The organism is Arthrobacter sp. BB-1 (genome assembly GCF_006151685.1).
Taxonomy (GTDB): domain Bacteria; phylum Actinomycetota; class Actinomycetes; order Actinomycetales; family Micrococcaceae; genus Arthrobacter.
The window spans coordinates 88,298-104,701 of sequence record NZ_VDEV01000005.1; the positions used below are offsets into that span (position 1 = coordinate 88,298).

The window sequence follows — 16,404 nt, forward strand, 5'->3', positions numbered from 1 at the left end:
CATGCTGAAGGTTCGGCGCGCACCCATCCAGATGTGCCGCCACAACCCAGCCAGCTTTACAGAAGATCCGTTATCGGCTCTTAAAAATGGGCCGGGGAGAGACTTGAAAACCTCGATCTACGTGCTGAAAAGGATTCTGTCAGCTGTTTGCTATTACCCCTCGGCGGCGGCCGGTCACGGGCCAAGGCTAGATGCACGCTCCGGCAAGCGGTGGTGGTGATGTCGGCGTAGGGACGGTGCGCAAGACCGGTAAGCCGAGTGTCCGGGTGCAGCCCGAGTTCGGAAAAATATCCACCTGCCACGCCGCTCCGCTGCCGCTGACGCGTAGCCACTGATGCCCATTAAAACGGACATGTTGAGTTTGCCCTGACCTATAGCGGAGCGTTGGTCGTGGTGCTGCTGACGTTTATCGGGCAACTTCCACCCCACCGGTTGGACCCTGCTACCTTCGCCCCGACCATCTCAGTCGCTACCTTGCCCTTGAGTACTCGGGCCCTAGGTTTTTCTAGGGACCGGCCATAACCATGAGGGCTAACTGCAAAAGCCGACTGGGGGCTTCCGGACTTGCGCGCCAATTCGCTTTCCGGACCCTCCGCACACTGGAGGTAGGCCATGGCCGTTTTGGACATTCACATTAACGACGGCTTCGTTCCGATGGTGGACGGGTCGCTGGTCTACCACCGAGGTTTCGGGGACCGGCGCACTGCCGTGAACGATCCTAAGCCGGCGCTGGCGATGGGCCCGCGGGTCATCAGAGCGAATGGCCAGGTGGTGGCTAGCCGGACTTATCCACTTGGCGCCCCGGTACCGCCACTGGGAAGGCCAGCGCCGCTCGGGCCGGACCCGGCAAATCCGCGGCAATTCCTTGCCAGGCGCGGCTACTGGGCCAGTTACTTTCCGGACCGGACGCTGATCGCCGAAACGGGCAGCACACTTCAGATCATGGTGCACAACAACCTTTCCCAGCCGCATGAGATCCGGTTCCACCGGGCCGGAACCGGAGGCGCCGACGTCGGCTCCGGACCCGTCGCTCCGGGAAAGACCAAACTTCTATCGTTTCGTGCGCCTGCGCCCGGAACGTATCTGTTCACCGATCCGGGTAACCAGCCGGTGGAAAGGACCCTGGGTCTCTATGGCGGGCTGGTGGTCATTGATCCTTCCAATGCGTGGCGGCTGGCAGCCGGCGCGGCCGAGTTCGAGCGCCAGTGGTTGTGGTTGTGCCACGACGTAGATTCCAACTGGGCCCGCATCGCTTCCCGGGGCCAGACGGTTAACCCGCTGTCCACCCCTGCGGTGCCGGACTACTTCACCCTCAACGGCTATTCAGGCTTCCAGTCGATAGCAGTCACACCAGACGAGGCGTTCAACCACCGGCGGAAGGAAGACAGCCTGCCTTCCGGACAGCCCCGGGAAACCGACGTGCGAAATTTCAGTGCCTCCCCCTCGGCTGGAGCGCTCCGGTCCGGGCAACTGGTGAGGATGGTGAACGCCGGGATCGTGGACCATCAGTTGCACTACCACGGCAACCACGTATGGACCGTGCGCGCGAACGGCATCGATTTTCCCCGGACCAACGGCACGGTGTCACCTCAGGGCGATGTCATCCTTCAGCAATGGGAGGACACCGTTCAGCTGCAGCCATTGGAGTGCAAGGAGTCGGTGCTCCCGGTCCGGCGTCCGCCGGAGGTCATTGATGGGGTGTGGAATGCGAGAACCGAGGACTGGACCTACCCGATGCACTGCCACGCCGAGCCCTCCCAGACGGCGCGCGGCGGACTGTATCCCGGTGGGCTTGTGGCCGACTGGGTGCTGGCCGCAAAGCCGGTTCCCGAGACGGGGCTGCCGGGAACCGTTGAGGACGAAGCGCACCACACGTTCCGTAGCCAGGTTGACTTCGCATCCGACCAGCCGCACGTCGGTAGCCCGGAAACTGAGTTTCGGTTGCGGCCGGACGTGTCCGTGGAGTTCGACTTCTTCAATCGGGATCTCAAGTTCCCAGACGGCTCGGAGCATGAGGTCTGGAGTTTTGAGGCCGGAGACTCGGGGCGTCAGTTGCCGGGAACGACGCTGCGGCTGACCGAGGGACAGCTTTTCCATGGCACGGTCAAGCCCAGCAAGAGCGTGCACACCATCCACTGGCACGGCATTGAGCCTGATCCCCGCAATGACGGCGTGGGCCACACCTCGTTCGAGGTCTCAGGGGAGTACACCTATCAATGGCGGCCCGATGTTGCCGAAACCGGCAATCCCAACCGAGGATCCGCGGGTACGTACTTCTACCACTGCCATGTCAACACGCCGCTCCACGTCCAGTACGGGATGTTCGGGGCGGTCATCGTTGATCCTCCGGTCAACCCCGCAGCGCCGGCACCGGCGGGGACCCGCCGCCATTCAGTGGGCGGTCCCCTGTATGACATAGCCACGGAGACCCTGATTGGGCCCTACTCCATTGACCCGCGATGGCATGAGCTCCATCAAGCTGCAGGTCTTTCAGGTGAGAGCGCCGGCTTGAACCGCTTCGAGCCCAAGCATTTTTTCCTCCTGGGCGGCGCGATCGCCAGCAGGCCGAAGGGAGACCGGGTCTGGGCCATCTCGCAGATGAAGGCGAATGTGGTGCGGAACGGAAAGTATCCGACTCTGGTGCGCCTTGTGAACGTGGACTACTTCCCCACTCTGACATGGATCACCGACGCCGCGGGCAGACCGGCGAAGATCGCCGAACTTATCGGCCATGACGGCCGGCCCTTCTGGAACACACCCAACCCCACAGGTCCGGCTGTCCATCCGTCCATGGCCGGCCAGCCGCTCATGACCGACATCATCAAGTCCGGCGCCGCCGAGAAGTTCGACTTCCTGCTGCGCCCGCCAGCTCCCGGAAAGTACACCATCAGCATCCAATTCCTACACTGGATCACCTCAGCGGTCCTCGCCACCCGGACGATTACCGTCACGGCAGCATGAGCCCTCGCGGCCGCTCAACGGGCCGCTGCCTCGGCGCGCCAGGCATCAGCGCCCGACGAGCTCGTCACCGGCCCAGCGTCACGTCCGGCCACGCAAATTGTCGCTTGGGCAAGTGTCGGTGTCACGCAGTAGCCTCGCAAACATGATGACTTGCTCCGTGCGCCGGTGCACGAATCCCGGCTATGCCTTCGTGGCCAGTAATCAGAACCCCCTGATGATAGCCACCGCTGGCAGTGGTTGTAGGTTCGCAGCTACCGGGAGCCGGTCAGGAGATCGGCTCGCTGCTGGCTGTCGTTCCGCTCTACGCGGCATTCCTGCTGGTGATGGTGTCGCTGGGCCTGCTCGCGGCCAAGTCAGCCGGTCTTGATAGAGCAGCCACCCGGGCCGTTGTGTTCAGTGGCGCGACCCGCAATTCCCTGGTCGTGTTGCCGCTGGCGCTGGCACTTCCCGGGCCGTTGGCGCTGGCAGCTTTAGTGGTAGTTACACAGACACTCGTGGAGTTGACCGGCATGGTCCTCTACGTCAGGTTTCTGCCCCTTATCGTCCGGCCGGAACCCAACACCTCACAGCCTGCCTGAATTCCAGTCCGGCAGGTTTAGGCCCGCACCAGCATGGGAAGTGACCTTCAACCCGGGTTGAAGTTTTTGCCGTTGGCCCCATGAAGACCCTGTGGATTTCGAGGATGCGGAACGTATCGCGGTGCCTGCGGCCACCGGGCGCTACAAGGACATTGGCCTGATCGGTTCGGCCGGCCCCCGGCAGCCAAGTCCGTTGGGTTTTCCCAAGGTGAGCAAGCAACACTTGCATTGTTCTGATCCTGGCAGAGAGACCGAGAACCTCACTGAACTCAGAACCGGGCCGGTCCCGGCGCCGCACTATGATGCGGTGCCGGGCCCGGTACCCACACCCTTCGCCTCCTCATTCTGCAGCGGTGCCCCGCGCATGCGTCCCCTGCTCGTCGGTCAGCTGGACACGTTCGCCTTCCCGAAAGGGACCGCGTCGACGGGCAACTCCCACCGGCGGCGAACCGCGGGCCTAACCGCGCAGGCTGTCGGCCGCAGGCACCGGATCAGCACGCAGGTTGGTAGTCGTAAGGTTTCTCCAACCCGGACCCAAAGTGTTTTCCAAGCACCCCGCCGTAGACATAAAGGGTCATCAGCACGCCCCTTGAAGGAGACTGAAATGCAACCCAAACCACCAGACCGTCTCAGGTCACGAGTGCCCACCCGCAAAGCCGTCGCGGTCATGACCGCTGTCCTGCTCACTGCAACCGGTGTGGGAGCTTCACTGGCCGCTACTGAGGTGACCGTAAAAAACTCTGGCAAGCTGATCGCTGTCGGTCCCGTCAACACCGAGTACGGTTTCCCGTCCTGGTATGAGGACAGCAACAAAACACGGCTCGAGCTGTGCCTTGACGCGGAGAATCCGCTGTGCGGTTTCCTGCCCGGAGACGTACCCGACGAGACCAAGCCCATATCGTTCCCGGACAACTTCCCGCACGAGGCGTTCTATATGCTCGCCGGCTCCACCCTGGATCTTCCCGGCGGCGGACGCGCCGTCCTGGTCCTCGGCCTGGAAGCCGCGTTCGCCAACTCCGTCACAGAAGGTGACCAGATGGTATTCGGCCGCCAGCGCATCGATGTGCGGGACGCACCCGCCAACACGACTCTGACGTTCCAGCACCCCTACGGCACAGTCACCATCGACACGGACGCCGACGGCAGGGGCAGGCTCGTCGAAGACATCTCGCCCGCAGTCGGCAACTTCACCACCGCGTTGAAGAGCAACATCGGCCCGTTCCTGAAATGGGACCCCGCGACCGCACCAGCAGCCCCCGAGGGTTACCTTGGTGATCCCAACCAGGACCACACTGTTACCGGCAGCCCCTTCAACTACAACAAGTTCTCGGTCAACGGCGGCGGCCTGTCCCTGGAAACCGACCAGTTCACCGTGATGGGCAAAATCTCTACCAATCAGGGCGTCAACACCGACAGCGCCGTCCTGAACGGGAACATGATCGACGTGTTCGCAAGCAGCGGCAATGGCGCCCAGCTTCAGGTCGACGGGCAGGCCGGGGCATTCGAAACCACGCCTATGCTTAGCGATCCGGACACCGGCCGGTACTACGCCAGAGTCCAGTTCACGGGTAACGCCCCTACCTCGATCAAGGTCACCAATATTGGCGACAAGCCCGCCAGCGCCAGCCAAATCAATGTCAGCAAGCCCAGCGGGGTTATGATCACCAAGGCCCTCTACGACGGAACGAACCTGACGGTGGGCGCACTCTCGACAGTGGGCTACCCCCTGACCGTCACCGGTCTCGGGACTCTGGAAGAACCCGCTGCCGGAACACCGTCCGAAAAGTCCTTCCCGGTCAAGGCGCCTCCGGCAACCGTTACCGTCAAGACCGCCGCAGGCGGGTCGGCTTCCCTGCCTGTTGTTATCTCCGGCGGCGCGGCAACCCCGGTCGGGCTCGATCCTGTCACCCCGGCCCCGGACCCCGGCCCCGTCGTGGACACCGGCAGCGGTCCAACACCAGGCGAGACGCAGTCGACAAAGGCTGTCGCCGCCTCCGCATCGCCAACAATCACGCGCGGGGGAACCGTTCAGCTCGATGGCAGTACCTCCACCGGTGCCGCCACCTACAAGTGGCGCCAGGTCAGTGGCCCGGTCGTCTCCATCTCCAGCGACACTGCGGCCAAACCCACCATCACCGTACCGTTCTATGCCAAGAACACCGATACTGCGCCCTTGACGGCCAAGGCAGATGACCCGATAAAGATAGAGCTCGTCGTGTCCGACCGCAACGGCATCGGCAGCGCCCCTGCAACCGTGGAGCTCGCCGTCAAAACGGACACGCTCACCACGGCCGGCTCGCGCCATCGGCTGGGAAATGAGTTGCGGATTAGCGGCACCTCAGCACTGGCGGGCAATACCGCCCTCCTGATCCCGGCCACGACCGTGGTCATCTATGACACCACTCCCGGCCGGGCGGTGACGAAGATCGGCACGGCCCAGGTGGACACCACAGGCGCCTGGTCCTACCGGGCCAAGCCCGGACCGAACCGGCAGATCACCAGCGTCCTGGTCCAGTCCAGCCGCGGTGGCACCACCACCGGGGCGGTAGCGACCCGCTAGCACTCCACATCGTTCGGGGTCCTGTCCGCGCAGCGGGCAGGACCCCGAACCGTGCCCGCTGATCCATGAGGCGGGGACACCCGGACCTCGCAGACGCCTTTTCACGCACCCCTGCCACCACCCCATCCGGGAAGAAAGGTCCGCAAAGCAATCGTTGAGACGTGCGAAGCCCCCGGTTGTGGCCCATCAGCCCTATCACCAGGGAAGACACCCCGGGGCACGAAGCCTGATTCGGGGTGGCCCGAAGCATCAGAACATGCCACCAGTCTGCATCTGGTTCAAGGAGGTCCTCACGGACGAAACCCCGACGCCGGCCACGGTGCCCGTTCAGGAATCTGTCAGTGAATCCCGGACACGGGGACATGAGCTGTTTGGCGACATCCTGGACGTCCGGGATGCGTGCCTGGCAGAAGAGTGAAGGTCCGGGCGCAACGAAAGCGGCTCCGGCGCGAAGATTGCGGGCACGCACATTCACAGCTCTCTGATCAAGCCGCCGCAGGATGGACCGCCGGCTCCTGCTTCGTCCTTTGGGACTGAGGGCTTGTCTCTCCGCAGAGGTGAGCCCATGGACGCTATTCGCCACGAGGCGGCATTCAAACACGTAGCCGCTGCCAATGCTGCGCCAGATCGTGCGGCTGAACTTCGGCCCGAAATGGTGACCCACCAAAATAGGGCCGGCACGCCACACCTCTTGCAGGTTCCGGGGGTATGTGGGCCGTTCAGGCGCTTTGGGGAGATTGTCAGCGGGTGTCGACCCGGCTGGTGGCCGTTCCGCCGCGGCTTGATTCGGCCTTGATAGACGTCACTTGTTGACTTGGGCCCGGCTTTGCTGTCAGGGACCAGGTACCGAGCGAGTTGATCGTGGCGGCACCCAGCCGGGTGGTGGCGCGTCCGGGTGAGACGTCGTAGATGGTGACGGAGGCTGAACTGGTTGGAATGGTCCCGGTGATCTTGGAGGTTCCGGTGAAAGTCATGTCTTTGTTGAGCCGGTGCCGGGCGGTGGTGATGCTGAGAACGTCGGTCTGGGCCGTCGGGGGTTTAACCGCCGGCTGCGTTGCGGTCGGGGTGGGGGCGGGCGTTGCAGTGTCTGTTGGCGGCGTCGACCCTGAGCCGTTACCGGGGGCGGGTTCGGTTGTTGCCGGTGCCGGTCCCTCAAGCGGCGTGTCCGGGGGGATCGGGTGCGGCTTCGAGGCGTCGATGGGGTGGTTGGGGTCCGGATCGTTCGTGTCGATGCCTACGCTGAACTGTGCCATCATGTCGTGATCCTCGTGCGGGAGGTTGTGGCAGTGGATCATGTACCGGCCGCGGTGGTGCTCAAACTTCATGAGCAGCCGGACTGTCTCGCCCTCGCCAACGTACACAACGTCCTTGGGCCCGCGTTCGTAAGCGAACGGCGGCCGTCCGTTGCGGCTGAGGATCTGGAAGTCCACCAGGTGGATGTGGACAGGGTGGAACCATCCGCCGGAGCTGTTTTCGATTGTCCAGATTTCCACGTCGTTCAGGTCCGGATCAGCCAGGACTTTCCGGTAGCCGCTTTCGACCACCTCGTCCCATGTCATGCCGCCGATGGTCCAGATGTCGTTGTCCCGCTTGACGCGCATGTGCCGGTTTTTAACCGACTGGGAGGGCGTCAGGCTCATGGTGGTGTTGGAGGTGAGCAGTGCCGGCATCACCTTTGCGGCCGGCCCGGACGTATCCACCGGTTCATCAGTCACGTCAAAGGCCATAACCCTGCCGGTGTTGTCGTAGTCAATGTTGTTCTCATTGGACAGGTTGCGCAGTTCCACGCGCTTTCCAGCCGGGTACTTGGAGAAGTCGATGAGGATCTCATAGCGCTCCGCACTGCTGTGCCGCCACGACGTCACCTGCTGGGCCGAGGGCATCAGGCCACCATCCGTGGCGACCATTGTCACGGGGTCCCCGGTGCTGAGGGAGAACCGGTAGGAACGTGAAATGGAAGCATTGAGGACGCGGAAGCGGTAGATCCGCCGCTGGACCTTCATGACCGGCCACGGAGCGCCGTTTACCAGGATGACATCACCCCAGAGGCCGGAGTGGCTGTTGTCGTCATAGCCCAGGGAGCCATCGGCGGCGAACATGGCGTCCGAAACGGTCAACGGCACATCGAACCGGCCTTGGGGAAGCAGGCTCCGTTCAACCTCATCGTGCAGGTGATACTGGCCCGCCAGCCCGGAGTAGACACTCTGGGCTGTGCGGTGGACGGCATGGTCGTGATACCAGAGCGTCCGCGCCGGCTGGAAGTTGCCGTACTCGTAGTCCTTGCAGTAGCCAAGCCCGGTCAGGTCGTTGGCGTACCCGTCAAACTGCGGCAGCGAGGCCGCACCGTGCAGGTGGGTGGAGGTATCGAGCCGGTACCCCCACTGTGGATGGAGCAGCGGCAGCACGTTGTCCATCATCAAGGAGATGCGTTCGCCCTGATTCACCTTGATCGTGGGTCCCGGGAACGTCCCGTTGTACCCAAGGATGGGCGTGCTCAGTCCCGGCACAATGTTGGCCGAGCCGAGCTTTTGCTGAATGCGGTAATGGCGCCGTACGTGGCCGTCGGCGTCCACCGTAGTCCGCGAGTAGGGAAGCACCGAAGGAACGATCAAGGCCCGCTGGTAGGGCTTGGGCATGTTGCGGGGATCCAGCCGGCTCGCTGACTTGGCATCGACGGACTGTAACGGCACCGCGAGCCCAAAGGCGCCGATGATTCCGATCCCACCTAGTTGCAATGCCTGCCGGCGTGAAATGGCCATGAACCAAGAGTGGAGGGACCACACTGCGAAAACATTGGGGAAATCTGGGCCCATCCAGCCCGCCCCTTACGACCGGGACAGGGCCGGACAGAGGATGGGCCGCTCCACGCAGCGCTGACCGCCGGGCGTTCCTGGGCCGGCCGTGACGGGTCCGCTTGGACTGCTGGTGACTGAAGGGCGCACGTCTACTTCGGGCTATGGCGCCGAAGTTGTGGTCCTAGTCGTCATCGTCGTCTTCGACGAGTTCGCCTTCCCAGGCTTCTTTGCCTTCCCAGATGGCGAACGCAGCGATGATGAAGCCGGCCATGGGGTCAAGCCAGGCGGCCCCGGTGAGTTCGTACAGGCCGACGCCGAGGAGAGTGGAGATGCTGAGCAGGACACAGATTTTCGTCTCTGCTGCGTCGGCCAGGATTAGGTTGTCCTGGAGCCTGGTTCCGACGCGTTTTTTTAAGGCCGCGAGAAAGGGCATGACGATGACCGACAGCAGCAGAATGATGATGCTGACCGGTGAGCTTTCGGGCGCTTCGCCCTCCACCAGACTCATGGTGCCTTCGTAGGTGACGTAGGCGGCGAGGATGAAGAAGGTGACTGCAACCAGTTTGAGCGCGATGCGTTCCTTGCGCTCATCGGCGTGGCCGTGGCGCAGCCGGGCGGAGAGCCGGATCCCGACGAGGACGGCGGCGATTGATTCGATGCCGGAGTCGATGCCGAATCCGACCACAGAGACCAGACCGGCGATGAGGCCGGCTGTGACGGCGACTGTGCCCTCAACGACGTTGTAGGCGACGGTGAACTGCGCCAGCCGGAGGCCCTTGCGGGTGAGTTGTTCGGTTTGTTCCGGGGTCAGTGTGCCTGCGGCTTCCATGATTGGCTCCCGATGGGCGAAGGTGGGGTCTTCCTTCTTCCGGCCGTGTCAGCTGTGGGCGTGGAGGGGTTTGCCGGCCAGGGCGAGGGCGGCTTCGCCGATGGCGTCGTTCTGGGTGGGGTGGGCGTGGACGAGGTTCGCGACGTCCTCGGGATAGGCCTCCCAGTTGACCATCAGCTGGCCTTCACCGATCAGTTCGCTGACCCGTGCGCCGAGCATGTGCACGCCAATGATCGGGCCCTCCTTTTGACGTATCAGTTTGATAAAGCCAGCGGTCTGCAGCATCTGGCTTTTGGCGTTGCCGCCAAGGTTGTACTCGACGGTTTCGATCCCGTCGGTGCCGAACTGTTCCTTTGCCTGGGCCTCGGTGAGGCCGACAGAGCCGGCCTGGGGTTCTGAGTAGGTCACGCGCGGGATGCCCGATTCGATGATGGGCGCCGGGTTCAGGCCGGCGATCTCTTCGGCGACGAAGATCCCGTGCTGGAAGCCCCGGTGGGCCAGCTGAAGGCCGGGCACGATGTCCCCGATGGCGTAGATGTTGCCGATGCCGGTGTGCAGCCGGTCGTTGGTGGGCACGAACCCGCGCTCTGTGGCGATGCCGGCCTTCTCGTAGCCGAGGTTCGCGGTGGCTGGGCCGCGGCCCACGGCCACCAGGAGCACTTCGGCGTCCAGGTTTTTGCCGTCCTGGGTAGTGACGGTGACGCCGTCATTGTTTTGGGCGACGCTGGCGAACAGGGTGTTGGTCAGGAACTTGATGCCGCGTTTGGTGAAGGCCCGCTGCAGGCCCTTGGACAGGGCTTCATCCTCGTTGGCGATTAGGCGCGGGAGGGCTTCGACGATGGTGACTTCGGTTCCGAAGGAAGCCCAGATCGAGGCGAATTCCACGCCGATAACGCCCCCGCCGAGGATGACAGCGCTCTTCGGGATGAAGTCCATCTCGAGTGCCTGTTCGGAGGTGATGACCCGGCCGCCGATGTCCAGACCGGGCAGGGACTTCGCATACGATCCGGTTGCCAGCACCACATTTTTGCCCTGGTAATGGGCGCCGTTGACTTCCACGGTGTCCGCGGCGGCTAGCGTACCCCATCCCGGGACCAGGTCTATGCTGCGGGAGGACACGAGACCCTGAAGCCCTTTATACAGGCGCGAAACGACGCCTTCCTTGAACTTCGTCACCCCGGCCATGTCGATACGTCCGAGGGTGCTCTCGACTCCGAACGCTTCGCTTTCACGGATGGTGTCGGCTATTTCCGCTGAATGCAGCAGGGCCTTGGTCGGGATGCAGCCGCGGTGCAGGCACGTCCCGCCGAGCTTGTCGCCCTCAACGAGGGCCACCTTCATGCCCAGCTGCACCCCGCGGAGAGCAGCTGCATATCCAGCGCTGCCGCCTCCGAGGACTACCAGATCATAGGTCATAATTTCCCTCCCGCGTGAGCTGTTTCCCGACATTATTGCCTAATGCCGATCTTTCGGGGAGTTCTTTCCCGGACGGGATGCTTGCCTGTTCCTGCCTTGTTGTAGAGCGATTGCGGCCTTAGCATTTGTGACGGTTGTGGGACCGTAGGCTCGGCTAATCACTGTGACGCCGTAAGCTGCCATGGCTTGGCCGCAGCTGCTACGCCTGGCGACCTTAGGAGGAGGTCACAGGCCGGAGTAGGAGTGCAGGCCGTTGAAGAACTGGTTCACGATGGTGAAGTTGAATACCACGCACAGGTAGCCGACGATGGACAGCCACGCGGCGCGGGTTCCGGTCCAGCCGCGTGTGGCCCGGGCGTGAAGGTAGCCGGCGTAGACAACCCAGATGACGAAGGTCCAGACTTCCTTGGTGTCCCAGCCCCAGAAGCGGCCCCAGGCCTTTTCAGCCCAGATGGCACCAAACATGAGCGTGAACGTCCAGCCAATGAAACCGAGTGCGTTGATGCGGTAGGAGAGGTTCTCCAGGCTCAGCGCTGACGGGACCAGGCGCATGAACCCGAGTTTGTCCGCGCCTCCCCCGGCCACTGTTTTTTGCCGGTGGGACTGGACCAATTGCAGGGCGGACAGCGCGAAGGTCAGGGTGAACAGCGCCGAGGAGAGCACGGCGATGGAGACGTGGATGATCAGCCAGTAGCTTTGCAGGGCCGGAACGAGGTGGCCTACGGGAGTCCAGTAGGCCACTGAGGCAGCGACCTGCATGATGATGGCCAGGCCGATCACGAAGGTGCCCAGGAACCGCAGGTCGCGGCGGATCAGCGCGAGCAGGAACACGGCCACGGCGACGAAGGCGCCGGTGGTCAGGAATTCGTACATGTTGCCCCACGGCACCCGGCCGGCACCCAGGGCCCGGGTCAAGACTCCGGCGCCGTGGATCATGGCGCCCAGCACGGTCAGGGCCACACCGATGCGCGCCGGCATGCGCCGCACGGGGGCGTAGTGCATATCGGGCCGGGCAGTTTGCCCTGCACCGGCCACCTCTTCTGCTGTCCGGTGCGCGGCTGAGCTCGGGCGTTCGGCGATCCCGACCGGCCCACCGACGCCGGAGGCCGACCGGTCCCCGGATGTGCGGGCACTGGTTCCGGCGCTGACTGGAACCCTGGCGGGTGCGGAGGCTTGAGTGGACGCGGCGGCTGCTGCTTTGAGGTCCACCGCCCGCAGAGCCTTGCTGCTGCGGGCCAGGTCCCAGGCGAAGGCGATGAACGCCACGGTGTAGGTGCCTGCGGCCAGGAGCATGAACAGCTCGCTGTACTGGCCCATGATTTCGTTGATCTCCGGCATTAGTGCTCCTTCAGTGAGCGTGCAGGGACGGTGTCCGCCGCGGGCTGGGGTTCGGTCAGGTTCCAGCGGGCCACAAGCCGGGCACGGAGCGCAGCGGCTTCAGGTGCGAGCCGGTGGTCCTCTCCGCGGGCCAGCAGCCCGTATTCGATCATGGTGCGGCCGTCCTCGTGGGCCCCGGCACGGAGCCAGACACGGCGCCGGTTTACATACAGGGAGACGATCAGCCCGGCGGTGGCGATCAGGGAGAAGATCAGGACCCCTGCCTGCCCGGGGTCGGTGCGGATGTCCACCCCGATGTAGCGTTTGAGCCCGTCGAAGCTGATCGAGCCTTTGCCCTCGGGGAGGGTGTAGGTCTGCCCTGCGTCCAGGACGATGCCACCGGTCGGAAGATCTCGTCCGTTGAGCTGGGTCAGGTTCTGCACGTCCAGGTTGTAGACGTTCTGGGGTTTCCCGCTGTCCAGCCCCAGATCGCCGTAATAGGAGTTCAGGTTCAGTTGCGGGTTCAGCGGGTCCGGGTCAAAGCTGTAGGACACGCCATCCTGGTTCTTGATGGCCGAGGGCAGGAAGAACCCGACGAAACCCAGCTGGGAAGGCGCGGCGTCCGGGACCTTGAGGACAACGCTTGAGGTGTAGACGGCGTCGTTCGGGACGGAGACGACAGGGCCGCTGAACGCGGTGTTCCCGTCCCCGTCCTTGACGGTGACGATGGGTGCGTAGCCGTTGCCGACCAGGAAGATGCCGGTTCCGCCGAAGTAGACCGGTTCGTTGACTTTCAGGACCTGCTGTTGCGCGGCGGCGTCAGGGCTTTCCCGGGTCGTCACGGCGGCTTTGAAGTCGATGGGCTGGCCGAACTGCCGGGTGGATTCGCGGTCAAAGCGGACCTCGAACTTATCCAAAGTGATGGCGAACGGATCCAGCCAGTCGGACTGGAAGTTGGTCCCTGGGGTGAAGTTGTCGTAGCCGACCAGGGTGTTGACGAAGGTGTCGCCTTCGATGATGATTTTTTGGCCCCGGTAGCCGAACAACCCGCCGATCGCCACGGAAACCAGCACGCCGATCAGGGCCGTGTGGAAGACGAGGTTGCCGACCTCCCGCAACAACCCCCGTTCAGCCCCCAGTGAGGGCATCGCGCCGTCAACGTCCCGAATATCGACCCGGTAACCACGCTTCTTCAAAACCGCCGCTGCATCCCGGACCGCGTCGCCCGGGCCAACACCGGCTTCCGCACTCAGGACGAGCGTGCCGTATTCGGGCAACCGGGAAAGCCGCCGCGGGGTGCGGGGCGGTGCTGAACGCAGGGCCTTCCAGTGAGCCCGTGCCCTGGGTATCACGCACCCGATCAGGGAAATGAACAACAGGATGTAGATCGCTGAGAACCACGCCGAGGAATAAACATCGAAAAGCTGGAGCGAGTCAAGAATTTTCCCGTACTCCGGGCGGTCCTTGATGTACTGGGTCACCAGGGCAGGGTTCGCCGGGCGCTGCGGGAACAACGAGCCGGGCACAGCGACCACGGCCAGCAAAAGCAACAGAAAGATTGCTGTCCGCATGCTCGTCAGCTGCGTCCACGCCCAGCGCAGCATCCCGGCAGGACCCAGCGGCGGCAGGACCGGGCCCGTCGCCGTCTCCGGCGCATCAGATAAGGACATCACTGCCTTCCAATCGAAGGTGTCAAGAACTGGCACGGTCATCTGCAGACACGCAGTTCTACCTTACGTAGAATTTGTACCGGGCGGGTGGGCCGGACTTCGGGACCACTTTCCTGATAATATCGCCTAAAGACGATTGAACCGAGTCCGGTCACACCGGAGCCTGAAGAGATACCCCGTACAACAGCGGCGGAGCGGCCCTGTTTCCGTTAGGTGCGGGACAAATCGCATTATGACCCGTGGGCGTGACACCAACCGCAGACCCGACAAACGAGGAAGTCATCCATGAACATTCCACCCGGAGACGGCCTGGCACGGCGCAGCATCCTGACAGGTCTGGCCGCGGTGGCCTCCCTCGGCCTGGCCGCCTGCGCCGGACCCGACCCCCTCGCCCAGCAGGCGGCGGCAGGGGACAACAAGAACTACATTGCCGGTGACGGATCGGTGCAGGAATACGCCGAGGAATCACGCGGCGCTCCGGTGGCCTTGAACGCGAACCTCTACGACGGCACGCCCGTCAGCTCCACCGATTGGGCCGGCACTGTCACGGTACTCAATTTCTGGTACGCGGCATGCGCCCCGTGCCGCGTCGAGGCACCACACCTGGAAGCGCTCTACCAGGAGTTCGCCCCGCAGGGAGTCTTGTTCTACGGCATCAACGTACGGGATGAAAAGCCGACCGCGGAAGCCTTCGAGCGGACCTTCGGCGTGACGTATCCAAGCGTGGTGGACAAGGACGGGAAGGTGCTGCTCGCTATGACCCGCTTCGTTCCGCCCCAGGCAGTCCCGACCACCCTCGTGCTGGACAAAGAGGGCCGCGTCGCGGCGAGAATACTTGGTGGACTGGACAAAAGCACCCTGAAAGCCCTGATCGAGTCCACACTTCAGGCCTAGGCCGGGGACGGCTGAGGCTATCACTTTGGGGCCCGCCTGCCGTCTTGGGCAGGGAGGTACGCTGGGAGTCCCGAAGTGCCCCGGGCCGCCTGCGCATCTCTAACGCCGGCCATGCCGGGGTGGCACGAGAGAAGGCTGGTCCATCATGACAGTGCAGCTGCCGGAGAGTTCGCTCGCTCTTCTGCGTGAGGGATACACGTTCATTTCGAGCCGGTGCGACCGGTTCGGCTCCGATCTGTTCCGTACCCGGCTGATGCTGCGCCCCGTGGTCTGCCTCCGTGGTGCTGAAGCGGCGGAGTTCTTTTACGGCGGTGGCCGGTTCGGCCGCGAGGCGGCCATGCCCCGCTCGGCCCAGCACCTTCTGCAGGACGCCGGCAGCGTGCAGTCCCTCCAAGGGCCTGCCCACCGGCACCGGAAACAGCTGTTCCTTGACCTGATGACCAAGGAATCGGTGGAACGCCTCGGCCAGGCCTTCGATGAGGAATGGGTGTCGGCGGTGCATTGGTGGCAGGTCCGCGGCGAAGTTGTGCTGCATGACGAGCTGCGCCCGCTGCTCACCGCCGCCGCCTGCCGGTGGGCGGGAGTGCCGGCAAACCCGGCAACCGTCGAACGGATCAGCCGCGAATTGGGCCTGATGATCGAAAAGGCCGGCGCGGTCGGGCCGGTGAACTGGTACGCGCGGTGGCGCCGCCGCGCCACGGAAAAGTGGGCCGCCGAGTGCATCAGCACCCTCCGCCGGAGCGGCCCGGCCGCAGCCGGGGACACCCCTGCCGCTGCGATTGCCTTCCACCACGACGAACACGGCAACGCCCTGGCGGATCAGGTCGCGGCGGTGGAACTTCTCAACCTGCTTCGGCCCATCGTGGCTGTCGGCCGCTTCATGGTCTTTGCCGCCGTCGCCCTGCAGCAGCACCCGGAATGGAAAGACATCCTGCGGACAGGACAGAATCCGGACCTGGACTGCTTCGCGCAGGAAGTCCGCCGGTACTATCCGTTTTTCCCCTTCGTCGGCGGCACTGCCCGGGAAACGCTGGAATGGAATGGCAGCACGTTTAAAGCCGGGCAATGGGTCTTGCTTGATCTGTATGGCACGAACCACGACGGCCGGATCTGGAAGGACCCGGAAAGCTTCAACCCGGACCGGTTCCGTGCCTGGCAGCCGGACCCCCACACCCTTGTTCCACAGGGCGCCGGAGACCCGTCCGAGGGGCACCGCTGCCCCGGCGAGGACATCACCGTTGACCTGCTACGGCATGCCATCAGAGCACTGGCCACGGAGACCCGGATGACCGTACCCGCCCAGGACCTGAGCATCGACCTCTCCCGGATGCCAGCGCTGCCCCGAAGCGGCTTCATCCTCTCCGGACGCCCGGGTCCGCACTGA

Annotated in this window: 10 protein-coding genes and 2 pseudogenes; 6 read left to right on the forward strand and 6 right to left on the reverse strand. The window is 63.9% G+C overall.

Features of this window, described 5'->3' with window-relative positions:
• Positions 1-612 precede the first annotated feature (612 nt).
• Both FHJ30_RS03270 and FHJ30_RS03275 read left to right on the forward strand, forming a co-directional pair.
• Complete coding sequence (locus FHJ30_RS03270; protein WP_139027838.1) at positions 613-2,961, forward strand: multicopper oxidase domain-containing protein; 2,349 nt, start codon at positions 613-615, stop codon at positions 2,959-2,961.
• Positions 2,962-3,169: 208 nt separating this feature from the next.
• A pseudogene (locus FHJ30_RS03275) lies at positions 3,170-3,539 on the forward strand (arsenic resistance protein); the annotation flags it as partial.
• Between the two features lie 340 nt (positions 3,540-3,879).
• Here the strand turns inward: FHJ30_RS03275 and FHJ30_RS03280 are convergent.
• Positions 3,880-3,990: pseudogene (locus FHJ30_RS03280) on the reverse strand (tRNA (adenine-N1)-methyltransferase); the annotation flags it as partial.
• 189 nt (positions 3,991-4,179) lie between these two features.
• Here FHJ30_RS03280 and FHJ30_RS03285 point away from each other — a divergent pair.
• A complete protein-coding gene (locus tag FHJ30_RS03285; RefSeq protein ID WP_139027839.1) occupies positions 4,180-6,099 on the forward strand; it encodes a hypothetical protein in 1,920 nt (639 codons plus the stop codon).
• A gap of 256 nt (positions 6,100-6,355) precedes the next feature.
• Entirely contained in the window at positions 6,356-6,517 is a 162-nt protein-coding gene (locus tag FHJ30_RS21265) for a hypothetical protein (RefSeq protein ID WP_171058900.1), read from the forward strand.
• A gap of 322 nt (positions 6,518-6,839) precedes the next feature.
• Here the strand turns inward: FHJ30_RS21265 and FHJ30_RS03290 are convergent, their stop codons facing one another.
• From FHJ30_RS03290 to FHJ30_RS03310, 5 genes are all read right to left on the reverse strand, one after another.
• Positions 6,840-8,858, reverse strand: coding sequence for a multicopper oxidase family protein (locus FHJ30_RS03290; RefSeq protein ID WP_139027840.1), 2,019 nt, complete (start codon positions 8,856-8,858; stop codon positions 6,840-6,842).
• Positions 8,859-9,075: 217 nt separating this feature from the next.
• Positions 9,076-9,723 carry a cation diffusion facilitator family transporter gene (locus tag FHJ30_RS03295; RefSeq protein ID WP_139027841.1) on the reverse strand — a complete coding sequence of 216 codons (648 nt, stop codon included), beginning with the start codon at positions 9,721-9,723 and terminating at the stop codon, positions 9,076-9,078.
• A 48-nt stretch (positions 9,724-9,771) separates the two neighbouring features.
• Positions 9,772-11,139: a dihydrolipoyl dehydrogenase gene (gene lpdA, locus FHJ30_RS03300; RefSeq protein WP_139027842.1), complete on the reverse strand. Its 1,368-nt coding sequence runs from the start codon at positions 11,137-11,139 to the stop codon at positions 9,772-9,774.
• 225 nt (positions 11,140-11,364) lie between these two features.
• On the reverse strand, positions 11,365-12,477 hold the full coding sequence (ccsB, locus tag FHJ30_RS03305; protein WP_139027843.1) for a c-type cytochrome biogenesis protein CcsB: 1,113 nt from the start codon (positions 12,475-12,477) through the stop codon (positions 11,365-11,367).
• Positions 12,477-14,126 (reverse strand): cytochrome c biogenesis protein ResB, encoded by a 1,650-nt coding sequence (locus tag FHJ30_RS03310; RefSeq protein ID WP_139027968.1) that lies wholly within the window; start codon positions 14,124-14,126, stop codon positions 12,477-12,479. The genes ccsB and FHJ30_RS03310 overlap by 1 nt, the downstream gene beginning before the upstream one ends.
• A gap of 285 nt (positions 14,127-14,411) precedes the next feature.
• Between FHJ30_RS03310 and FHJ30_RS03315 the strand changes: the two genes are divergently transcribed.
• Together FHJ30_RS03315 and FHJ30_RS03320 are read left to right on the forward strand one after the other, a co-directional pair.
• Entirely contained in the window at positions 14,412-15,020 is a 609-nt protein-coding gene (locus FHJ30_RS03315; protein ID WP_139027844.1) for a TlpA disulfide reductase family protein, read from the forward strand.
• A gap of 145 nt (positions 15,021-15,165) precedes the next feature.
• Positions 15,166-16,404: a cytochrome P450 gene (locus FHJ30_RS03320; RefSeq protein ID WP_240793564.1), complete on the forward strand. Its 1,239-nt coding sequence runs from the start codon at positions 15,166-15,168 to the stop codon at positions 16,402-16,404.

What these genes read in the sequence shown, in the direction of transcription:
- lpdA (WP_139027842.1), bottom strand. Translation starts at nt 11,139, where the DNA reads ATGACCTATGATCTGGTAGTCCTCGGAGGCGGCAGCGCTGGATATGCA.
- FHJ30_RS03295 (WP_139027841.1), bottom strand. Translation starts at nt 9,723, where the DNA reads ATGGAAGCCGCAGGCACACTGACCCCGGAACAAACCGAACAACTCACC.
- FHJ30_RS03315 (WP_139027844.1), top strand. Translation starts at nt 14,412, where the DNA reads ATGAACATTCCACCCGGAGACGGCCTGGCACGGCGCAGCATCCTGACA.
- FHJ30_RS03310 (WP_139027968.1), bottom strand. Translation starts at nt 14,126, where the DNA reads ATGTCCTTATCTGATGCGCCGGAGACGGCGACGGGCCCGGTCCTGCCG.
- FHJ30_RS03320 (WP_240793564.1), top strand. Translation starts at nt 15,166, where the DNA reads ATGACAGTGCAGCTGCCGGAGAGTTCGCTCGCTCTTCTGCGTGAGGGA.
- FHJ30_RS21265 (WP_171058900.1), top strand. Translation starts at nt 6,356, where the DNA reads ATGCCACCAGTCTGCATCTGGTTCAAGGAGGTCCTCACGGACGAAACC.
- ccsB (WP_139027843.1), bottom strand. Translation starts at nt 12,477, where the DNA reads ATGCCGGAGATCAACGAAATCATGGGCCAGTACAGCGAGCTGTTCATG.
- FHJ30_RS03290 (WP_139027840.1), bottom strand. Translation starts at nt 8,858, where the DNA reads ATGGCCATTTCACGCCGGCAGGCATTGCAACTAGGTGGGATCGGAATC.
- FHJ30_RS03270 (WP_139027838.1), top strand. Translation starts at nt 613, where the DNA reads ATGGCCGTTTTGGACATTCACATTAACGACGGCTTCGTTCCGATGGTG.